This is a genomic window from Nocardiopsis dassonvillei subsp. dassonvillei DSM 43111 (assembly GCF_000092985.1).
GTDB lineage: Bacteria > Actinomycetota > Actinomycetes > Streptosporangiales > Streptosporangiaceae > Nocardiopsis > Nocardiopsis dassonvillei.
This window is the reverse complement of the sequence record NC_014210.1, coordinates 4,380,709-4,395,684: the sequence shown is the minus strand read 5'-3', so window position 1 is coordinate 4,395,684 and position 14,976 is coordinate 4,380,709. Positions and strand designations below refer to the sequence as shown.

General features: G+C 71.4%; 9 protein-coding genes and 2 pseudogenes. 10 read left to right on the top strand and 1 reads right to left on the bottom strand.

Annotated features, from left to right (window positions below):
- Positions 1 to 116 precede the first annotated feature (116 nt).
- The 10 genes and pseudogenes from NDAS_RS18125 (at position 117) to NDAS_RS18080 (ending at position 13,259) form a co-directional block, all read left to right on the top strand.
- Complete coding sequence (locus NDAS_RS18125) at positions 117 to 3,224, top strand: DEAD/DEAH box helicase (protein WP_013154666.1); 3,108 nt, start codon at positions 117 to 119, stop codon at positions 3,222 to 3,224.
- Positions 3,225 to 3,383: 159 nt separating this feature from the next.
- Positions 3,384 to 4,265, top strand: a complete 882-nt coding sequence (locus tag NDAS_RS18120; protein WP_013154665.1) for an Fpg/Nei family DNA glycosylase — start codon at positions 3,384 to 3,386, stop codon at positions 4,263 to 4,265.
- 121 nt (positions 4,266 to 4,386) lie between these two features.
- The gene (locus NDAS_RS18115; RefSeq protein WP_019608035.1) at positions 4,387 to 5,406 is read left to right on the top strand and encodes a LacI family DNA-binding transcriptional regulator; all 1,020 of its coding nucleotides are present in this window, start codon (positions 4,387 to 4,389) and stop codon (positions 5,404 to 5,406) included.
- Positions 5,407 to 5,922: 516 nt separating this feature from the next.
- A pseudogene (locus NDAS_RS18110) lies at positions 5,923 to 6,921 on the top strand (ABC transporter substrate-binding protein); the annotation flags it as partial.
- Positions 6,809 to 8,464, top strand: a pseudogene (locus tag NDAS_RS18105) (ABC transporter substrate-binding protein). The pseudogenes NDAS_RS18110 and NDAS_RS18105, both read left to right, overlap by 113 nt.
- Before the next feature lie 191 nt (positions 8,465 to 8,655).
- Positions 8,656 to 9,651, top strand: coding sequence for an ABC transporter permease (locus NDAS_RS18100; protein WP_013154662.1), 996 nt, complete (start codon positions 8,656 to 8,658; stop codon positions 9,649 to 9,651).
- The gene (locus NDAS_RS18095) at positions 9,648 to 10,556 is read left to right on the top strand and encodes an ABC transporter permease (RefSeq protein WP_013154661.1); all 909 of its coding nucleotides are present in this window, start codon (positions 9,648 to 9,650) and stop codon (positions 10,554 to 10,556) included. Before NDAS_RS18100 ends, NDAS_RS18095 begins: the two co-directional genes overlap by 4 nt.
- Complete coding sequence (locus NDAS_RS18090) at positions 10,556 to 11,512, top strand: ABC transporter ATP-binding protein (RefSeq protein WP_013154660.1); 957 nt, start codon at positions 10,556 to 10,558, stop codon at positions 11,510 to 11,512. The genes NDAS_RS18095 and NDAS_RS18090 overlap by 1 nt, the downstream gene beginning before the upstream one ends.
- Positions 11,513 to 11,520: 8 nt before the next feature.
- Positions 11,521 to 12,429, top strand: coding sequence for an ABC transporter ATP-binding protein (locus NDAS_RS18085; RefSeq protein ID WP_013154659.1), 909 nt, complete (start codon positions 11,521 to 11,523; stop codon positions 12,427 to 12,429).
- Positions 12,430 to 13,055: 626 nt separating this feature from the next.
- Positions 13,056 to 13,259 carry a cold-shock protein gene (locus NDAS_RS18080; RefSeq protein WP_013154658.1) on the top strand — a complete coding sequence of 68 codons (204 nt, stop codon included), beginning with the start codon at positions 13,056 to 13,058 and terminating at the stop codon, positions 13,257 to 13,259.
- A gap of 85 nt (positions 13,260 to 13,344) precedes the next feature.
- Here NDAS_RS18080 and NDAS_RS18075 read toward each other — a convergent pair whose 3' ends face one another.
- The gene (locus NDAS_RS18075) at positions 13,345 to 14,913 is read right to left on the bottom strand and encodes a glycerol-3-phosphate dehydrogenase/oxidase (RefSeq protein WP_013154657.1); all 1,569 of its coding nucleotides are present in this window, start codon (positions 14,911 to 14,913) and stop codon (positions 13,345 to 13,347) included.
- Positions 14,914 to 14,976: the final 63 nt, after the last annotated feature.

Sequence of the window (14,976 nt, the reverse complement as noted above, 5' to 3'; positions counted from 1 at the left end):
CCGAGTGAAAGTGGTGACGGGTTCCGGTGTTCGCGGGGTCCGGGACCGGTCCATCCACCACAATGGCTTGCTGTCGGTGGGTGGTCGGCCGATGACACAGCCGTGTGGGGGAGACGTTGAGGTCACTGCGGGACGACGAGGACGAGGTCGGGCACGCGGGCGTGCCGGGGGCGCCGCCGGGAGTCACCGGCCCCCTCCCCGGCGCGCTCGGCGGCCCGTCGGGAGTCGGCACGGCCTCGCTGCGCTGGAAGCCCCCGATCGACCGTTCCGAGGTGAGCTCCCTGCTGGCCTACCTGCGCGCCTGCATGCGCCGCGAGGCGGTGCACACCCACGTCGTCCCGGTCGGCGACCTGGGCTCCGACAGCTGCGCGTGCCTGCCCCCGGGCCCGGAGGTGCTCTTCAGCGGGGCCGGGGAGACGCTTGCGCTGCGCCCGGAGTCCGTCCGCGTCCTGCGCGCGGCCAACGACCTCGGCCAGTCCGCGCGCTACGGCTACCCGCTCGTGGTCCTGGGGGAGGGCGGGGACCGGGCGGCCCTGCCCCTGCTCACCGTCGACGTGCGCGTCGTGGACGAGACCGCGGACACCCCCGCCGGGGCCGGGGACACCCTGGTCCGCGCGGTCGGCCCGCCCGACGTCAACCCCGCGCTCCTGGAACGCCTCGGCCTCACCGACCCCGAGGACCTGTTCGAACTCCGGACCCGGCTGCGCTCCGGGGCGCCCGACCCCCTGCGGCGCCCCGCGGCCGTCGCCGACCTCGCCGCCAGGATCCGCCTCCTGCTCGCCGGCCTGGAGATCGAGCGGGTGGACGACATCGCGCCCCTGGGCACCCGCGGCGCCCCGCGCACCTGGATGGACGGCGCCCACAACGTCGCCGTGCTCTTCCGGGCCGGGCCCGGGGGACGCCACGACGCCGACGAGCGCGAACCCGTCGGCGTCGAGGGCGTCCTGGCCGACCTCGACCCCTCCGGCCGCGACGGCCTCGACCCCGAGGACGTCAGCGGGACCGCCCTGGAGGCCCTGCTCGGACAGCCCTCCCGAACGGCCGCGGCCTCCGGCCCGGCGGCGTCCGGACGGCTCTTCCGCTGCTCCCGCGCCGCGAACCGCCGCGGTTGCGCCGACCCCGGCGGGGACACCGCCGAGCCCCCCGTCCCGATCTCGGCGACCGCCCTCGACCAGTCCCAGTACGCGGTCCTGTGCGCGGCCATGCGTGAGCAGCTCACCGTGGCCGCGGCCCCGCCCGGGAGCGGGGTGCACGACCTGGTCGACGCCCTCGTGCGCACCGCCGTCAGCAACGGCCAGCGCGTCCTGGTGTGCGGTCGCACCGAGGCCGACGTCGCCGCGGTGCGCCTGCGCGCGGACGCCTCCCCCGGGCACCCCGTCGTGCGCGTGGGCGGGGAGGGACGGCGCACGGCCGAGGCCGTGCTGCTCACCCGGCTCCTCACCGAGCACTCCCGGAGCCTGCCCGCGGCCCCCGCCGGTTCCGGCGGGGAGGACCCCACCGTCCACTGGGCGGACCTGGCCGCGGACTGGACGGCGGTCCGCGAGGCGTGGCGGGCCATGGACACCATGGCCTCCGGCGGCCACGCGCTCGCCCGCCTGGCCGAGGAACGCGGCCGGGTCGTCGCCCAGGGGTGGGACCCCGACTCCCTCTTCACCCCGGAGCGGGGCGGCCCCGAGTACTGGCTGCACCGGGCCGAGCGCGCGGCGGCCGGGGGCCTGGCCGGGCTGGCGCACCGGGGCGCCGTCCGCCGCGAACTGGGCGTGGACACCGACCCCGACAGCCTCGCCCGCCTGCGCGCGGTCGCCCGTCTGGAGGGCGAGTGGCGCGCGGCCGTGGACCGGCGGATCCGCTGCGCGCCGCTGAACGCGCTCACCGCCGACCTGGCCGACGCCCTCGCCCGGCACCGCAGGTCCAGCTCCGCCTGCCTGCGCGCGGTCGGCGACCCCCGGCTGTGGCGGGGACGCGCCGCCATCGAGCACCGCCTGGAGAGCCTCAACTGGCACCGCGGCCACGGCTGGCCGGGCCCGGGCGCGCTGTTCGACACCCTGCCCGCGTGGGTGTGCCGCACCGACCAGGTCCGGGCGCTGCAACCCCGGGCGGGCCTGTTCGACCTGGCCGTCGTGGTCGGGGCCGAGCGCACCCGGCTGGCCGAACTGCTGCCGGTGCTCTACCGCGCCAACCGCGCCGTGGTGTTCGGCGACCCCGCGCACCCGGGACCGGTGAGCGTGCTGGAACCGGACGAGGAGCGCCGCGCGCTGGCCGCCGCGGGTCTGGTCGCGGGCCAGTTGGACGACCGGGGCCTGCGCTACGGCGGCGGTTCGGCGATGCGCGCCCTGTACCGGGCGGCGCCGCCCATGCGGTGGCTGGACGAGCACGACGGGGCGCCGCCCCAGCTCGCCGGGGCCGCGTCGCGGCACTGCTACGGGGGCAGGCTCGCGGTGCGCACCCTCCCCGACCCCTCGGGCGGCCCCGCGTTCGAGTGGCGCGACGTCGCCGGGGTCTGCGAGGCCGCGCCCGGGGCGTCCTTCGTCAACCGGGACGAGGCCTACCGGGTGGCGGTGGTGGTGGACGAACTCGACGAGCACCTGCCCCGGGGCCGGGTGGTCGCGGTGGTCGCGCCGACCCAGCCCCAGGCGGCCCTGGTGCGCCGCCTGCTGAGCAAGCGCGTCCTGCGCCACGAGGTGCGGGTGGGCGGACCGGACCTGTTGGCGGACGACCACGATCCGGCGGACGTCACCGTCCTGACGCCGACGCTGGCCTCCGGGGCGCCCGCCGTCGCCGAGCGGCGTGTGCGCCGGATGGGTCACCTGTGGTCGTCGGTGCTCACCCGCACCCGCCAGCGGCTCGTGGTGGTGGGCGACCGCGGGTACTGGTCGGGCGACGACGGCCCGCTGGGCGAGCTGGAGGCGTCGGCGGCCGGGGGCCACGCGGGGCGGACCGACGCGGCGGCCTCCGCGCTGGTCAGGGAGCTGCGCGGGGTGGGGACGGAGGTGACCCTCCAGCAGACGGGCGAGGGCTGGACCGCCGACATGGTGGTCCGGTTCGGCTCCCGCCGCCTGCTGCTCCTGCTCGACCGGGAGCCCGACGGCCGCTCCCTGCGCTGGCTGCTCGCCCGGGGGGAGACGCTCAACCGCACCACGGGGGACCCCGTGGTCGTGGTGCCCGCCTGGCGCTGCCTGGCCGACCCGCGCGCCCTGGTGGAGGAGATCCTCACCGCCCACTGACCCGCCGGGCGGCCACGCCCGCGCGCACGGCCGGGCGGCCCCACCGGCGCCGGAAGCCGACCGGACCGGCGGATGGGCCGGGCGCACTACCCTGGAGCCGGATGTCCGGAAAGCGGTGTTCACGCCGCAGCCCCGGACGGACGGAGGAGGAGAGGACCGGTGCCCGAGGGCCACACGCTGCACCGCCTGGCAGCGCACTTCGACAAGACCTTCGGCGGCGGCGCGGTACGCGCCAGCAGTCCGCAGGGGCGCTTCGCCGACGGCGCCGCCCGGATCGACGGCCGGGTCCTCACCGAGAGCGAGGCCCACGGCAAGCACCTCTTCCTCGGGTTCGACTCGGGGGAGTGGCTGCGGGTCCACCTGGGCCTGTACGGCGCCTGGTCCTTCGGCGACGCCGACGGCGAACGCCACCTGGGCGCGCCTCGGGCCGCGGGCGGCGCCCGCCGGGAGCTGCTGCGCGACGCCGAGGGCTTCGTCGTGGCGCCCGAACCCGTCGGGGCGGTGCGGGCCCGGCTGGTCAACTCCTCCGGCTGGGCCGACCTGCGCGGCCCCTCGGCCTGCGAGGTCGTCACCGAGGACGACAAGCGCGCCGTCCAGGACAGGCTGGGGCCCGACCCCCTGCGCGACGACGCCGACCCCGAGCGCGCCTGGCGCGTGGTCAGCCGTTCCCGGACCAGCATCGCCGCGCTCCTCATGCGCCAGGACGTCGTGGCGGGCATCGGCAACATCTACCGCGCGGAGTCGCTGTTCCGGGCGGGGCTGGACCCGATGACCCCGGGCCGCGACCTCACGGCCGACCAGTGGTCGCGGCTGTGGGACGACCTGTCGGGCCTGCTCCGCGACGGCGTGCGGGACGGCTACATCATCACCACCCTGCCCGAGCACCGCCCCGACCCGGACGCGCGTCCCGTGCCCCGGCCCGACAGCCTCTACGTGTGCTACCGGACCGGAGAACCCTGCCGGGTGTGCTCTTCGCCGGTCGCCTCCGCGGAACTGGCCGGACGCACCCTCTACTGGTGCCCCCGATGCCAGGGAGTTTGAGAACTTTCGTGAGTTAAGTACCCATTTGTCGGGTTAGACGCCAAGGTCATGCAGTACAATCCCGAACCGTCTGCTTAACCGGTTCAGCTTTGTGTGATCAGGGGGACGAATGGGGGGTTTGATGCGGCGTCCGACCATCATGGACATCGCCAAGGCCGCGGGGGTGTCCAAGGGGGCCGTGTCCTACGCGCTCAACGGGCGTCCGGGGGTCTCGGAGGAGACCCGAAGACGCATCCTGGCGATCGCCAGCGACCTCGGCTGGGCGCCCAGCAGCCCGGCGCGCGCACTCGCCCCCGGCGGCCGGATCGGGGCGGTCGGCCTGGTGGTGGACCGGCCCGCCCACTCCCTCGGTCTGGAACCCTTCTTCATGCAGCTGGTCTCGGGGATCGAGACCGAGCTGGCCACCTCGGGGGTCGACCTGTTGTTACAGGTCACCGAGGACATGGGCGCCGAGATCGCGGCCTACCGGCGCTGGTCGTCCGAACGCCGGGTGGACGGCGTGATCATGGTGGACCTGCGCGTGGGCGACCCGCGCGTCCAGGTCGTCGAGGAGCTCCCGCTGCCCGCCGTCGTCCTCGGCGGACCCGAGGGCGTGGGCTCCCTGCCCTACCTGTACACCGACGACGCCACCGCCATGCGCGAGGTCGTCCACTACCTGGCCGCCCTCGGCCACCGGCGCATCGTCCAGGTGGCGGGCCCGGAGAAGTTCGTGCACACCCGCGTGCGCACCCAGGCCTTCCTGGACGCCGCGGCCCAGGCCGGGCTCAGCGAGGCCCGCTGGGTGCACGCCGACTACACGGGCGAGGGGGGCACCAGGACCACGCGCAAGCTGCTGGCCGCCACCGACCGGCCGACGGCCCTGATCTACGACAACGACCTCATGGCCGTGGCCGGACTGGGCGTGGCCCACGAGATGGGCGTGGACGTGCCCTCGCAGCTGTCCATCGTGGCCTGGGACGACTCGGTGCTGTGCCGCCTGGTCCGCCCCTCGCTGACCGCCATAGTGCGCGACATCGTGTCCTACGGCCGCCAGGCCGCGCTGATGCTGGCCAGGACGATCGAGGGCAAGCCGGTGGCCAACAGCGAGACCTCGCGCGGGGAGCTGCTCCCGCGGGGCAGCACCGGCCCCCTGGGCGCGTGATCCGGCGCTCCCCGCCGGCCGCCCGCGCCCCGTCCGACGCGTACACCGCGTGAGGGTCCGCGAGCCCCGCGTGGCGCGGATGCCGGGGGCGCGGCGTGCACCGTGGCAGTTGTTAACGATGTGAAAACAGGGGCGTGAGTTGCCTCGGTGGTCTCTGCGGCTTTGGTGTCCAAAAGGTGACCGTGAGGGTGCTGTCACCTCCTCACGAGCTGTGGAAGGCTGCGGCGCGTAACGCCCCACGCCGACAGGCCCCCAAGGGAGCGAGAACGCCCGTGCGGAACCGGTTCAGCGCCGCCGAACTTACTGACATACCCGCATCTGTGCTGTTACAAGCGAATAACAGCGAAGTGTCGGGCATTGACGCCCTTCCTGCGGACGTGTTGTTGTTAACGTCACTTACCCGGTTCAGCAACGGTCTCGCGCGCTCACCACTGGGAGCGCTCCCAACCCTTCCGGTCTCTCGGAGGGGACTCCCCCCATAGGCCGGCCGGGTGACAAGGAGGAGTCGAGATGAGAATGCTGCGGCTTCCGGCGGCACTCGCGGCCCTGGCCCTCGCGGTCAGCGCCTGCTCGGGTGGCGGCGGGAACAGCGACGGCGGTTCGGGTCAGTACCCCAGGAACGAGACCCTGTACACCACGGGTACGGCCTGGGAGGCGCCGACCAGCTGGAACCCGATGATGCGGGGCCAGTTCGCGGTCGGCACCAACGGCCTGGTCTACGAGTCGCTCTTCCACTACGACGCGGACGCGGGAGAGTACGTCCACTGGCTCGCCGAGAGCGACGAGTGGACCTCGGAGACCGAGCACGTGATCACCCTGCGCGAGGGCGTCACGTGGAACGACGGCGAGCCCTTCGTCGCCCAGGACGTGGTCACCACGCTGGAACTCGGCCAGGTCCCCGGAGTCCCCTACAGCAACGTCTGGGACTACATCGAGAGCGTCGAGGCCACCGACGAGCGCACGGTCACCGTCACCTTCTCGGAGAGCCGTCCGCAGGAGTGGATGAACTGGGCCTACTCCAACCCCATCGTCCCGGACCACATCTGGGCCGGCATGGAGGAGAGCCAGGTCGCCGACAGCCCCAACGAGAACCCGGTCGGCACCGGCCCCTACGTCTACGAGTCGCACACCGACGACCGCATGGTCTGGGAGCGCAACGACGAGTGGTGGGCCATCGAGGCCCTCGACATGACGATGGACGCCCGCTACATCGTCGACATCGTCAACGCCTCCAACGAGGTCACGATGGGCATGCTGAACCAGGGCGAGGTCGACCTCTCCAACAACTTCCTGCCCGGTATCGACCAGGTCCTCAACAGCAACGAGACCATCACCAGCTTCTACGACGGCCCCCCGTACATGAAGAGCGCCAACACGGCGTGGCTCATCCCGAACCACACCCGTGAGCCGCTCAACGACACGGCGTTCCGCCAGGCCCTGGCCCACTCGATCAACATCACCCAGATCGTCGAGGGCCCGTACGCCAACCTGGTCCAGGCGGCCAACCCCACGGGTGATGATGCGGGGCCAGTTCGCGGTCGGCACCAACGGCCTGGTAACGAGTCATATATATCTACGACGAGGTCGCGGAAGAGAACGTCCACTGGCTAACCAAGAATGACGAATGGACCTCGGAGACCGAGCACGTGATCTCCCTACCCGCGGGCGTCACATGGAACTACGACGTCCCCTTTATCGCCCAGGACGTGGTCACCACGATGGATCTCGGTCAGATCCCCGGAGTCCACTAAAGCAACGTTTGGGATTACATCGAGAGCGTCGAGGCCACCGACGAGCGCACGGTCACGTCACCTTCTCGGAGACCCGTCCGCAGGAGTGGATGAACTGGGCCTACTCCAACCCCATCGTCCCGGACCACATCTGGGCCGGCATGGAGGAGAGCCAGGTCGCCGACAGCCCCAACGAGAACCCGGTCGGCACCGGCCCCTACGTCTACGAGTCGCACACCGACGACCGCATGGTCTGGGAGCGCAACGACGAGTGGTGGGCCATCGAGGCCCTCGACATGACGATGGACGCCCGCTACATCGTCGACATCGTCAACGCCTCCAACGAGGTCACGATGGGCATGCTGAACCAGGGCGAGGTCGACCTCTCCAACAACTTCCTGCCCGGTATCGACCAGGTCCTCAACAGCAACGAGACCATCACCAGCTTCTACGACGGCCCCCCGTACATGAAGAGCGCCAACACGGCGTGGCTCATCCCGAACCACACCCGTGAGCCGCTCAACGACACGGCGTTCCGCCAGGCCCTGGCCCACTCGATCAACATCACCCAGATCGTCGAGGGCCCGTACGCCAACCTGGTCCAGGCGGCCAACCCCACGGGTCTGCTGCCCGAGTGGGACGCCTACATCGACCACGAGCTGGTCGAGCGCGAGGGCTTCACCTTCGACGCGGACGAGGCCGTGGCCATCCTCGAAGAGGCCGGCTACATGGACGAGGACGGCGACGGCTTCGTCGAGACCCCCGACGGCGAGCCCATCGCGCTGACCCTCGCGGTCCCCTCCGGCTGGACCGACTGGATGGAGGCCGCCCGGATCATCGAGCAGAACGCCCAGGACGTCGGCATCAACATCACGGCCGAGTTCCCCGACGCGGGCCTGCTCGACGACAACCGCAACGCGGGCGAGTTCGACCTGGTCATCAACAACGCCCGGCAGCTGAGCAACTCGCCGTGGACCTACTACGACTACCTCTACCAGCTGCCCGTCCAGGAGCAGCAGACCACGGTGAACTTCCACCGCTACGAGAGCGACGAGGCGTGGGCCCTCACCGAGGAGCTCGCCCGGGTCCCCGCCGACGACGTCGAGGCCGCGGCCGAGGTCACCTCGCAGCTCCAGGAGCACTTCCTGGCCGAGCTGCCGACCATCCCGCTCTGGTACAACGGCCAGTGGTCGCAGGCCAACAACTCCGCCTGGACCAACTGGCCCAGTGAGGCCGAGGGCACGCCCAACAGCCCCGCGGTGATGTGGGAGGGCTGGTACGAGCTCGGCGGGATCGAGACCCTCGCCTCGATCGAACCGGTCGAGTAGGGGCGGGGGAGCGATCTCCCCCCATCCACCCCGCTGACCACTCCCCGCCCCCGGCCGAGGCACGGCGCGAAAGAGCCCGGCCGGGGGACGCCCCGGGAGAGCGGGCGCGGCACGGAACACCCCCCACAGGGTCCGCGCCGCGCCCCCTCCGGGGCCACTCGACTGTCCGCCGCCATCACCTGGAGGAACGTGTGTGGCGCTATATCGGTCGTAAGCTCTTCGTCTACCTGCTTACGTTCATCGTCGCGGTCACCATCAACTGGATGATTCCGCGCTTCATGCCCGGCGACCCCATCCGCAGCATGCTCTCCCGGGCCTCGGCGGGCGACCCCGAGGCCCTGGCCACCATGACCGCCTACTACGAGGAGGTCTTCGGCCTCGACAAGCCGCTGCACGAGCAGTACCTGAGTTTCTGGGCCGGTCTGTTCCGGGGGGACCTGGGCATCAGCGTGATGCTCTACCCCGAGCCGGTCACCGACGTCATCATGAGGGCGGTCCCCTTCACCCTGGGACTGCTGCTCCCCGCGATCCTGCTCAGCTGGATCATCGGCAACCGCTTCGGCGCCTTCGCCGCCCGCAGCAAGGCCCTGGACAACACGGTCCTGCCGGTCGGGTACATCCTCACCGCCACGCCGTACATGTGGCTGGCCCTGCTGCTGGCCTGGAGCCTGGGCATCGTCGCCGGGATCTTCCCGGCCTCGGGCGGCTACAGCTTCTCCCTGCGCCCCGAGTTCAGCTGGCTGTTCATCTCCAACCTGATCACCCACTGGTTCCTGCCGTTCCTGTCCATGTTCCTGGTGGCGCTCGGCGGCTGGGCGATCGGCATGCGCAACATGATCATCTACGAGCTGGACGCGGACTACTCCAACTACCTCCAGGCCCTCGGCGCGCCGCGCAAGCTGGTCCGGCGCTACGCGTTCCGCAACGCCATGCTGCCGCAGATCACGGGTCTGGCCGTCCAGCTGGGCACGATCATCGCGGGCTCCCTGCTCACCGAGATCGTGTTCAACTACCCCGGCCTCGGCAAGCTCATCCTGGACTCCCTGGAGAGCCGCGACTTCTTCCTGCTCCAGGGCGTCTTCCTGTTCGTGGTCGTCGGCGTGCTGATCGCCAACTTCATCATCGACATCGTCTACGTGCTGATCGACCCGCGCACCCGGGTCCAGATGACGGGAGGCTCCTCATGACGAACGTCGCCGGAGCTCCGGGCACCGCCGAGAAGGCGGACGCCCCCGAACCTGCCGGGCGCAAGGGCTCCGAGGCCCTGTACTTCGCCCGGCGCAACCCCAAGCTGCTCATCGGCTCGGGTATCGTCCTGGCCTTCCTGCTGCTCGGGATCGTCGGCCCCTTCTTCGTCAGCGACAGCCCCAACGAGTACGTCGGCCCGCAGATGCAGGCGCCCAACGGCGAGTACTGGCTGGGCACCACCACGTTCGGCCAGGACATCTGGGCCCAGTTCGTGCACGGCGTGCGCGCCACGTTCATCATCGGCCTGTTCGGCGGCGGCGTCGCCTTCGTCATCGGCACCGCGGTCGGCTTCGTCGCCGGGTACAAGGGCGGGATCGTCGACGAGATCCTCAACATGATCACGAACGTGGTCCTGGTGCTGCCCGCGATGGTCGTGCTCATCGTCGCGATCGCCTACCTGGACGCGCGCGGCCTGTTCGTGCAGGGCCTGTTCATCGGTCTGACCGCCTGGCCGTGGGCGGCCCGCGCGGTCCGTTCGCAGGCGCTGTCCCTGGCCACCCGCGACTACGTGGACCTGGCCCGGCTGAGCGGTCGGCGCACCTGGAAGATCATCACCACCGAGATCGCGCCCAACATGAGCTCGTACCTGGTGATGGCCTTCATCCTGCAGTTCGGCGGCGCGGTCCTCACCGCGGCCGGTCTGGACTTCATCGGCCTCGGCCCCTCCAACGGCGTGTCCCTCGGCCTGATGCTGGAGAGCGCCGTCGCCTGGAGCGCGCTCACCCTCGGCATGTGGTGGTGGTTCATCCCGCCGGGTCTCGGAATCACCGTGATCGTGGGCTCGCTGTACATCCTCAACGTCGGGTTGGACGAGGTCTTCAACCCCAAGCTGCGGGAGCTGTGATGACCCTGCGCGTCAAGGACCTGAAGGTCTACTACCAGACCCTGCGCGGGGACGTCCACGCCCTCGACGGCGTCACGTTCGACCTCGCCGACGGGGAGATCATGGGCCTGGCCGGGGAGTCCGGCTGCGGCAAGACCACCCTGGGCAAGAGCCTGATCCGCCTGGACTCGCGGATGCGCCACGTCGGCGGCACGATCGAGCTGGACGGCAAGGACGTGCCCATCGCCGACGACCGCGCGATGGTGCCCCTGCGGTACCACGAGATCTCGCTCATCCCGCAGTACGCGATGAGCGCGCTCAACCCGACCCGCAAGATCGGGAGGATGATCAACGAGCTGCTGCGCGCCCGCGGCGTGCGGCCCGCCGACGTCACCGAGGAGCTCCACCGCCGCCTGGAGCTGGTCGGCCTGGACACCGACGTGCTCAACCGGTTCCCGATCGAGCTGTCCGGCGGCATGAAGCAGCGCGTCGTCATGGTCATCTCGACCCTGCTCAACCCGTCGCTGCTGATCGCCGACGAGGTCACCTCGGCCCTGGACGTGTCCACCCAGCGCTCCGTCGCGGAGTCGATGGTGGAGTTCCGCGACCGGGGCTACATCAAGAGCATGGTCTTCGTGACCCACGACATCTCGCTCGTGTACCAGATGGCGGACACGATCATGGTGATGTACGCGGGCCACATCGTGGAGAAGGCGGCCGCGGGCACCATCATCAACGAGCCCAAGCACCCCTACACCCAGATGCTCATCGGGGCGCTGCCCGAGGTCGGCTCCACCTCCACCGTGCAGGGGGGCCGCCTGGCGGGCATCCCCGGCACCCCGCCGGGTCTGCTCAACCCGCCCACCGGCTGCCGGTTCAAGGACCGCTGCCCGATGGCGTTCTCCAAGTGCTCCGAAAAGCCGCCGCTGGTGGAGATCGAACCCGGCCACTGGGCCGCCTGCTGGAAGACGGGGTGAGGTAGACCGTGCTGGAACTCAGCCACGTGCACAAGGTGTACAAGGTGGGCGCGTTCGGCGGTGACCGCCTGCGCGCCGTCCGCGACGTGAGCCTCACGGTGGAGGCGGGCGAGGTCGTCTCGCTGATCGGTGAGAGCGGCAGCGGCAAGAGCACCCTCGGCAAGATGGTGCTGGGCCTGTTCAAGCCGACCTCGGGGAGCATCACCTTCGAGGGCACCGACATCACCACCATCAAGGGCCACGCCGCGCGCAAGGAGTACTACCGCCGCGTGCAGGGGGTCTTCCAGGACCCGTTCAGCTGCTTCAACCCCATCTTCAAGGCCGACCGCGTCTTCGAGATGGTCCGCACCTCCTACTTCCCGAAGACCTCGGAGACGGAGTGGCGGGACAAGGTGCTGGACGCGATCGCCACGGTGCGCCTGGACCCGGGCAACGTCCTCAACAAGTACCCGCACCAGCTCAGCGGCGGCCAGTTGCAGCGCCTGCTGATCGCGCGGGCGCTGCTGCTGGACATCAAGCTGCTGGTCGCCGACGAGATCATCAGCATGCTCGACGCCTCCACGCGCATCGACGTGCTCAACCTGCTCGCCGACCTCAAGGAGCGCGGCCTGGGCATCCTGTTCGTCACCCACGACCTGTCGCTGGGCAACTACGTCAGCGACAAGTCGGTGATCCTGCGCAAGGGCGCGATCGCCGAGATGGGTCCGACGGCCAGGGTCTTCGACAACCCGCTGCACCCCTACAGCCGTCACCTGCTGTCCTGCGTGCCGCAGCTGCACCGCACCTGGGCCGAGGTCGACGCCGAACTGGCGGCCAACCCCCCCGAGGACGTCGTCCTGCCGACGGCGCCCGACGAGGACTCCGCTCCGCTGATCGAGGCCGAGGAGGGCCACTTCGTGGGGATCGACCAGGGCTGAGTCGCCCGCTTCCCCTCATCCCGGCGCCCGTCCACCCCCCGCGGGCGCCTCGGTGTTTTCCGGCCCTCCTCGCGCGCTCCCGTCATCGGCCGCCCGAAGCCGCGATTCGACGCGTGAACCCGGATCGCCGGCGGTGTTCCACGGGTGTCCGCACGGCCTCGGAGCCTCTCGCGGGGTCCGGTTCCGGGCGCCGACGGGCCCGTTCCGGAGGGCGTCGGCGGACACCTCCCGACCGCTCCGCCGCCCGGCGGGCCGCGCGCCCCGGCGGCCGAGGGCTGAGCCGGACGCGGGTACGCGCGGACCCGTCCTGAGGTGCGCCGACGACGTGTCGGCGACGCCCGCCTGAACGGGGTGTGACATCCCGGCGTGCGTTCCCACGCGGCCCACGTGTACCCTGGAGGGTCCGCCGGTATTCCCCGGCGGGCCGTGCGGGTTGCCACATCGGAATCCTTCGCTGGCCGACCTGTCTGTGGTACGTTCAAAGTGATTGTTAGTCGTTGAATTTCGCAGTTGGTGTCTTGCCCGCGGAGTTTGTGACCGGCGGGCGGTTTCTTCAAGGAAGTCCGGCTCGCGGCAATTCGCGGACGTGAGTCTGCGTCCGTGTACACCGAGCTGAAGGAGAGAACATGGCTCAGGGAACTGTGAAGTGGTTCAACGGCGAGAAGGGCTTCGGCTTCATCTCCCCCGACGGCGGCGGCCCCGACGCCTTCGTTCACTACAGCGCGATCCAGGGCACGGGCTTCCGTAACCTGGAGGAGAACCAGCGCGTGGAGTTCGAGGTCGTCCAGGGCACGCGTGGCCCGCAGGCCGAGAACGTCGTCGCGCTCTAACCAGCACGCGATAACCTCGCGTAACGCCCCGGAAGGCACCGCCTTCCGGGGCGTTCGCGTGTCCGGCCCCCGCGGGGGAGGGGGTTCACCCCTCCAGCAGGGCCTCGGTGCGCTGACGCACCTCGGGGGTGTCCAGCCCCCGCACGGTCACCGTGGTGCGGCGGCGCAGCACGTCGTCCGCGTTCACCGCCCACTCGCGGTCGCGGGCGAAGACCACCTGCGCCCAGATGTCGGGGCCGTCGGGGTGGATGCGCTCGCCCAGCCGCGGCTCCTCGCGCACCATCGCCGCGATGTCCATGGCCAGGCTCCCGTAGTGCGACGCCAGGTGGCGGGCGACCAGCGGGTCCAGAGGGGCGCCGGGCGCGCGGTCGGTGATCAGCCGCTGGGCCACCGCGTCCGGGCTGGCCAGTCCGGGCAGCGGCACCGTGCGCAGTGGGTCGGCCATGTCCTCCGCCAGCGGCACGGCGCTGACCCTGCGCAGCTCCTTGAGGACGGCGCGGCCGATGTGGCGGTAGGTCGTCCACTTGCCGCCGGCCACCGAGAGCATCCCGCCCCGCCCCTGGGTGACCACGGTCTCGCGCTTGGCCGAGCTGGTGCCGCCGGGTCCGCCGGGCAGCACCCGCAGCCCCGCGAAGGAGTAGTCGACGTGGGAGGCGTCCAGGTAGGGCGCGTCGATGCCCAGCGCGGCCTCGCTCAGGATCTGTTCCACGTCGGCGGGCACGACCGACACGTCGGCCGGGTCCCCGGTGTACTCCTCGTCGGTGGTGCCCAGCAGCAGCCTGCCCTCCCACGGGATCGCGAACGACACCCGGTACTTGTCCACGGGGATGGTCAGCGCGGCGCGCCAGGGCTCGGGGGTCCGCAGCACCAGGTGCGCGCCCTTGGACAGGCGGACGCTGGGCGTCGCGGAGGGGTCCTCCATGCTCCGCAGCCGGTCCACCCACGGGCCGGTCGCGTTGAGGACCAGCCGCGCGTCGATGCCGAACTCCCCGCCGTCGACGCGGTCGCGCAGGTCGGCGCCGGTGACCCGGCCCCGGGTGGTGCGCAGCCCCACGACCTCGGCGTGGTTGAGCACCACCGCGCCCGCGTCCACGGCGGCGCGCACGCTCATGACGGCCATCCGGCTGTCGTTCATCTGGTGGTCGCTGTAGGCGGCCACCGACCGCAGGCCGTCGGTGCGCAGGCCCGGGGCGAGCCGCCGCGCCTGGGCGGGGGAGAGCAGGCGGCCCATGCCGTCGCCGAAGGCCGACAGGGCCGAGTACAGGAACACCCCGGCGCCCATCTTCGCGGCCCCGTGCGGGCCGCCGGAGTAGATCGGGACCAGGAACGGCATGTGGTTGACCAGGTGCGGTGCCACCTCCGAGGCCAGGGACCGGCGCTCGCGGTGGTTCTCGGCGACCAGGCGCACCTGGCCGCTCTGGAGGTAGCGCAGCCCGCCGTGCACCAGCTTGGAGGAGGCGCTGGAGGTGGCTCCGGCGAAGTCGCCGGAGTCGACCATGGCCACGCGCAGGCCCGCCTGGGTGGCGGTCCAGGCGACGGAGGTCCCGAGGATCCCGCCGCCGACGACCAGGAGGTCGAAGGTCCCCCGGGTGAGTTCGTCGCGTGTGCGCGAGCGCGACGAGGCGATGCGGTTCTGGCTGGCGCTGACGGTCATGGCTGTGCTCCTCGGAGGGATGGAGGGGGCCTCGCGTGCACCTGAACAGTCTCCACGTTTCAG